The organism is Acinetobacter sp. M5A5_2a, assembly GCF_053345265.1.
Map to the genome: position 1 here is coordinate 296715 of NZ_JBKEZV010000009.1, position 6063 is coordinate 302777.

Genomic DNA, 6063 nt, shown 5'->3' on the forward strand with positions numbered 1-6063 from the left:
TTCTCTAAGGTATGTACCATGAAAATGTACTTATTATCTTTGGCTGTAGGGTTGCTCGTTGGTGTCTTATATTATGTTTTAAATGTGAAGTCGCCAGCTCCACCTCTTGTTGCATTAGTTGGTTTATTAGGCATGGTGATAGGAGAACAACTTCTTCCTTTTATTAAGTCCTATTTTTAACCACTTTCATTTTCATTCAATAAAAAAGCTAAATGGTATTGCGCCATTTAGCTTTTTATCTATGAGAATCTTAGATTATTTTATTCGTTGACCTTGTTCATTAATGATCACTTCACCATCTTCTTTTGCAAAATAGCCTAAGTTTTCTGAATCTAAAATGTCTAAAACAATTTCAGAAGGGCGGCACAGACGTGTACCTTTTGAAGTCACTACAAACGGACGATTGATTAAAATTGGGTACTGAATCATAAAATCAATTAACTGTTCATCTGTCCAGCGGTCTTGTTCCAAATGTAAATCTTTATATGGATCAACATTTTTACGAATTGCATCACGAACAGTTAATCCAGCTTGTGAAATGAGTTGAGTAAGCTCATCTTTATTAGGAGGTGTCTGTAAATATTCAATAACAATGGGTTCAATCCCAGCGTGACGAATAAGTGCCAGCGTATTACGTGAGGTTCCGCAAGCAGGGTTATGGTAAATCTTCACTAGCTCAGTCATGACAAATTTATCGCCGAATTAAGATATTGCATTTATATATGGATATCCGTATATTTGCAATAACGAATATGAATTGTTGCTGACATGATCACTCAAGTCGATTTTTTTAAATGTCTTTCAGACCCCACGCGGTTAAATATTCTTAAATTGGTTTTAAACAAACAAAACATATGTGTCTGTGAGCTAACTGAACAACTAGATTTAAGCCAACCGAAAATTTCTAGACATCTAGCTCTACTGCGTACCCATGGCGTATTACTCGATGAAAGAAAAGGACAATGGGTTTATTACAGCTTAAATCCAGTTTTACCTATATGGGCGTTGGATATTTTAAAAGTTATAGAAAAGCATCAAGACGGAACTATGGCTCAACAACTGGATCAACCTTTATCAATAGCGACTTGCTGTGATTAAGGTTTGAAAAACTTTATTTGAAAATGTTTGCTTGTTTAAGTTACCGGAATAAATCATTCCTATATGACAAGTAAAACTCATAAATTCTTTCATTGAGCAGAACATGAATAAACAAGGCCTTTCTTTTTTAGACCGGAACCTAACGCTATGGATTTTTATTGCCATGGGTTTAGGGGTGGCAATAGGTGTTTTCTTTCCTCAAGCCTCGGTTTCTTTGAATCAACTCAGTGTAGATAACGTCAATATTCCGATTGCAATTGGTTTAATTTTAATGATGTATCCACCTTTGGCAAAGGTAGATTACGCAGCTTTACCGGAAGTATTTAAAGATAAAAAAACGTTGGCTTTGTCTTTAGTACAAAACTGGTTAATTGCTCCAATTTTGATGTTTGCTTTAGCGATTATTTTTCTGCATAACTATCCCGAATATATGACAGGTCTAATCTTGATAGGCTTGGCACGTTGTATTGCAATGGTATTGGTATGGAACGGTTTAGCATGTGGGGATAACCAATATGTTGCTGCTTTAGTTGCTTTTAACAGTATTTTCCAAATTTTATTCTTTAGTACTTATGCATGGCTTTTCTTAACTTTCTTGCCGCCGTATTTTGGTGTGGCGGGGCAAGTCATTGATGTGAATTTCTGGACCATTAGCCATGCTGTATTGGTGTATTTAGGTATCCCATTTTTAATGGGTTTCCTCACGCGGCTCATTTTAGTGAAAGCAAAAGGATTAGATTGGTATCAAACTAAATTCTTGCCAAAAATTAGTCCAATTAGTTTGATTGCATTACTTTTTACCATTGTGGCGATGTTCAGCTTAAAAGGTGGTGATGTGGTGAGCCTACCTTTAGATGTACTGCGAATTGCGATTCCACTGACGATTTACTTTGTGATGATGTTCTTCATTAGCTTCTTTATGAGTAAACGTATCGGAAATAACTACCCACGTACCACTGCCATTTCATTTACCGCTGCGGGTAACAACTTTGAGCTTGCTTTAGCAGTTGCCATTGCAACATTTGGTTTAGCATCACCTGTAGCATTTACCACTGTGATAGGACCATTAGTTGAGGTTCCGGTTTTAATTTCACTCGTTTCAGTTTCTCTTTGGCTCAAGAAAAAGTATTTCTCACATGAACAGTCTTAACAATGATTTATCCAATGTGGCATTAAATTTTTTAGATAAGCCTACTTTGGAACAAGTGCAAGCACAGCAACTTGAACATCCACCACGCATTCTATTGTTATATGGTTCTAATCGTGAGCGTTCTTATAGCCGTTTTGCTGTGTTGACGGCTGGCCGAATTCTTGAATATTTAGGTGCCGAGGTCAAAATTTTTCATCCTAAAGGTTTACCTTTACCAGAGGATGCAGCAACAGATCATCCTAAAGTGCAAGAGTTGCATGAGCTTTTGGCTTGGGCAGAAGGTATGGTGTGGTGTTCACCAGAACGTCATGGTGCGATGAGTTCGATTTTAAAAGCTCAGATTGATTGGATTCCCTTAGCTGGCGGAGCAATTCGTGCAACTCAAGGTAAAACTTTAGCTGTTATGCAGGTTAGTGGAGGTTCTCAATCTTTCAATGCTGTGAATCAAATGCGCATTTTAGGGCGCTGGATGCGTATGATTACGATCCCGAATCAGTCTTCAGTTGCTAAAGCTTTTTTAGAATTTGAAGAAGATGGAAGTATGAAACCATCCTCTTACTATGACCGAATTGTCGATGTAATGGAGGAACTCTATAAGTTCACTTTATTAACACGTGGACAAAAACAATATCTGACAGATCGCTATTCGGAACGTAAAGAATCGGCAGAAGAATTATCTAAACGAATCAATCAAAAATAGTAGATTGATGACAATAAAAAAGTGCTCACATTAGAGCACTTTTTTATTGATATTTAATACGAATTTAGATGGTAGGCAATAATGTCTGCAATAGGTCAATAAAATTTGCCACTTTGGCTGAATTTTCATTTTCTCTTGTAATCAAGTAAAGAGGAGCATTAAGTTTTATTGAACTATCAAATTCGCGATAAATAATTTCATGGTCCCAGAAGTTATGCATTGAGGCTGGTACAATAGTTATACCAATTCCAGCAGCGACTAAATTTAATGTTGCGGTAGGTCGAGGTGCTTCCTGAATAATACGTGGGCTAAAACCTGCTTGATAACAACTATATAAAATATTGTCATATAAACCTTGTCCTGAAGAGCGACGGTATAAAACAAAATTTTCATCTGATAAGTCACTTGAACTAATTTTTTCTTTTTGCGTAAGTGGATGTCCTATAGGCAATGCCACCATCATTGGCTCATCTAATATATGAAGATGTTTTAACCCAATATCACGACTAATCGGGGCTCTTAAAAAGGCGATATCAAGTTTTTCCGAGATTAACCGATCTAATTGCTTTTGGCTACCTGCTTCTTCAAGTTTGGTTTGTACCCCTGGATATATTTCTCGATAGGAGCGTAATACGAGTGAAATGAGCGGATGCAAGCCTGCAGAACTTGTAAAACCAATATTGAGTTGTCCTGTTTTACCTTGGCTGACATCTTGAACTAATTTAGGAATATGTTTGGCATGCTCTAATAAAATTTGTGCTTCTTTAAATAATGCCAAACCTGCTTCGGTCGGTTCAATCCCTCGTGGTTGACGAACAAGCAATTGTGTACCGAGTTCTTCTTCCAGTTTTTTGAGTAAACGCGTTAACGGCGGCTGTTGAATAAATAATCGGTTTGCCGCGTGGGTAATGTTTCTTTCTTCAACAACCACAACAAAGGCATGAAGCTTGTGCAAATCTAGCATAGGAATACCTTTAGAGTATGGTTAAAGAAAATAAAAGCATTTGTAGATATGTCATAAAAGTATCATTCTATCTTGGTCAGATAAAGTGAAAAGTAACGAAAATGAACCATGTTGAGATTGCCGTGCAGAAGGAGAGTGTACCGAGCTGCACAGAACTATTTTTAGGTTTTTTAACATTAGGTTTAATTGGATTTGGCGGTGTGCTGCCTTTAGCACGAAAAGTTGTTGTAGAGCAGAGACAGTGGCTAAGTCCTGAAAAATTCACTGAGTTACTTGGTCTGTGTCAATTTTTACCGGGTGGCAATATTATTAATTTATCTGTTGCGATTGGCATGGAGTTCCGTGGTGTTCGTGGCGCCGTGAGCTCACTGATTGGCTTAATCTTTGCGCCGACGGTAATTGTTGTACTTTTACATTATGTCTATGAGCAGTTCCAAGACAATCTCATGGTTAAGCATCTTTTTGAAGGATTGGCGGCAGCAGCAGCTGGGCTACTGGTTGCAACAGGGTTGAAAATGCTCAAGCCTTTATTACGTAATCCATTAGCGATGTGTGTAGTTGTAGTGGCAATTGTCAGCATCGCTTTTCTGAAAATCTCCTTGCTTTTGACCATGCTGGTTTTGTTGTCATTTTATTCAGCTGTTATTTGGAGACGTGTGTAATGGGCGCAGTTCTACTTACTTTAGCCATCATTTTTACTCAGTTATCACTTATTGCTTTTGGTGGCGGCAATACAATTTTGCCTGAAATGCAACGTCAAGTCGTTGATATTCACCATTGGATGACTGCACAAGAATTTAGTGCCTTATTCGCAATAGCCCAAGCTGCCCCTGGTCCAAACATGATGATTGTACCGTTGGTGGGATGGCATGTAGCAGGGTTATCGGGGTTACTTGTGACATCAACTGCCAAATTTCTACCTTCATCTATTATTACTGTATTTGTAATGAGAGGTTGGTCAAAATTTAAAGATAAGAAATGGCGCCGTGTTTTACAGCTTGCATTACAACCAGTCACTGTTGGAACGGTACTTGCCAGTGCCTGGATTATTTCTGAGGCGGCTGCAATAAATACTTTACTTGTCATTATGGTCGTCGTTGCAACGTTATTATCTTTAATTAAAAAGGTTCATCCCTTACATGTCTTGATTGCAGGCGCTGTATTTGGTGTTGTTTTACTCTAGTTTAACCAGTTTGCCGGCCTGCGCTGGATGAGTTCAGGTTGGCTTTTTTTGATTGAAGTGAATAATAATTAAATCTAAAAAACCGATCAAATCTATAAAAACATACTGTTTCACCTATTTTGTGTTTTAACGTACTATGCATCTATTGAAAGAATTTGGATGCATTGGAGTAAAAACAGATGTTAGATCAAAACATTAAAACTCAATTAAAAGCTTACCTAGAACGTTTAGAAAGTCCAATCGAATTAGTTGCTGCTTTGGATGAATCAGATAAAGCTGCTCAAATTAAAGAGCTAGTTAGCGAAATTGCTGAACTTTCTGATAAGGTCACTGCCCGTTTTGATGGCAACAATACACGTCGTCCAAGCTTTGGTGTGGCTAAAGCAGGTGAACAACCTCGTGTGTTCTTTGCCGGCTTACCGATGGGCCATGAGTTTACATCTTTGATCTTGGCACTGTTACAGGTGTCTGGCTATGCTCCTAAAGTGTCTGATGAAGTGCTCAACCAGATTAAAGGTTTAAACCTTAAAGCTGATTTTGATGTATTTGTATCACTAAGCTGTCATAACTGTCCGGACGTAGTACAGGCGCTTAACCTGATTGCGATTTATAACCCGAACACAACTGCAACCATGATTGATGGTTCATTCTTCCAAGATGAAGTTGAACAACGCAAAATCATGGCGGTTCCAATGGTGTTCCAAGACAATGAGCACATTGGTCAGGGTCGTATGACCCTTGAAGAAATCGTAGCAAAACTCGACACCAACTCTGCTGAAAAAGATGCAGCGGCGCTTAATGCCAAAGATGCGTTTGATGTGTTAGTAATTGGTGGTGGACCTGCGGGTGCAACGGCTGCCATCTATGCGGCACGTAAAGGCATTAACACAGGTATCGTGGCTGAACGCTTCGGTGGTCAGGTCATGGATACCATGGACATTGAGAACTTCACTTCTGTGCAAAAAACT

9 protein-coding genes are annotated in these 6063 nt (G+C 38.5%); 7 read left to right on the plus strand and 2 right to left on the minus strand.

Going from position 1 to position 6063, the window contains the following annotated elements:
- Nucleotides 1-18 precede the first annotated feature (18 nt).
- A complete protein-coding gene (locus ACLBWE_RS13520) occupies nt 19-180 on the plus strand; it encodes a DUF1427 family protein (RefSeq protein ID WP_000784879.1) in 162 nt (53 codons plus the stop codon).
- 75 nt (nt 181-255) lie between these two features.
- Here the strand turns inward: ACLBWE_RS13520 and arsC are convergent, their stop codons facing one another.
- Complete coding sequence (arsC, locus tag ACLBWE_RS13525; RefSeq protein ID WP_447603479.1) at nt 256-684, minus strand: arsenate reductase (glutaredoxin); 429 nt, start codon at nt 682-684, stop codon at nt 256-258.
- An 84-nt stretch (nt 685-768) separates the two neighbouring features.
- Between arsC and ACLBWE_RS13530 the strand changes: the two genes are divergently transcribed.
- From ACLBWE_RS13530 to arsH, 3 genes are all read left to right on the plus strand, one after another.
- A complete protein-coding gene (locus ACLBWE_RS13530) occupies nt 769-1098 on the plus strand; it encodes an ArsR/SmtB family transcription factor (RefSeq protein WP_045436426.1) in 330 nt (109 codons plus the stop codon).
- 103 nt (nt 1099-1201) lie between these two features.
- A complete protein-coding gene (arsB, locus tag ACLBWE_RS13535; protein ID WP_447603481.1) occupies nt 1202-2248 on the plus strand; it encodes an ACR3 family arsenite efflux transporter in 1047 nt (348 codons plus the stop codon).
- On the plus strand, nt 2235-2948 hold the full coding sequence (gene arsH / locus ACLBWE_RS13540; protein WP_447603483.1) for an arsenical resistance protein ArsH: 714 nt from the start codon (nt 2235-2237) through the stop codon (nt 2946-2948). The genes arsB and arsH overlap by 14 nt, the downstream gene beginning before the upstream one ends.
- A gap of 64 nt (nt 2949-3012) precedes the next feature.
- On the opposite strand, the gene ACLBWE_RS13545 is transcribed toward arsH, so the two are convergent.
- Nucleotides 3013-3912, minus strand: a complete 900-nt coding sequence (locus tag ACLBWE_RS13545) for a LysR family transcriptional regulator (protein WP_198495984.1) — start codon at nt 3910-3912, stop codon at nt 3013-3015.
- A gap of 101 nt (nt 3913-4013) precedes the next feature.
- Between ACLBWE_RS13545 and ACLBWE_RS13550 the strand changes: the two genes are divergently transcribed.
- The 3 genes from ACLBWE_RS13550 to ACLBWE_RS13560 form a co-directional block, all read left to right on the plus strand.
- Nucleotides 4014-4574, plus strand: a complete 561-nt coding sequence (locus ACLBWE_RS13550; RefSeq protein ID WP_127491499.1) for a chromate transporter — start codon at nt 4014-4016, stop codon at nt 4572-4574.
- Nucleotides 4574-5095 (plus strand): chromate transporter, encoded by a 522-nt coding sequence (locus ACLBWE_RS13555; RefSeq protein WP_005041292.1) that lies wholly within the window; start codon nt 4574-4576, stop codon nt 5093-5095. The genes ACLBWE_RS13550 and ACLBWE_RS13555 overlap by 1 nt, the downstream gene beginning before the upstream one ends.
- Before the next feature lie 179 nt (nt 5096-5274).
- A partial coding sequence (locus ACLBWE_RS13560) for a thioredoxin family protein (RefSeq protein ID WP_447603487.1) occupies nt 5275-6063 on the plus strand: 789 nt, incomplete at its 3' end.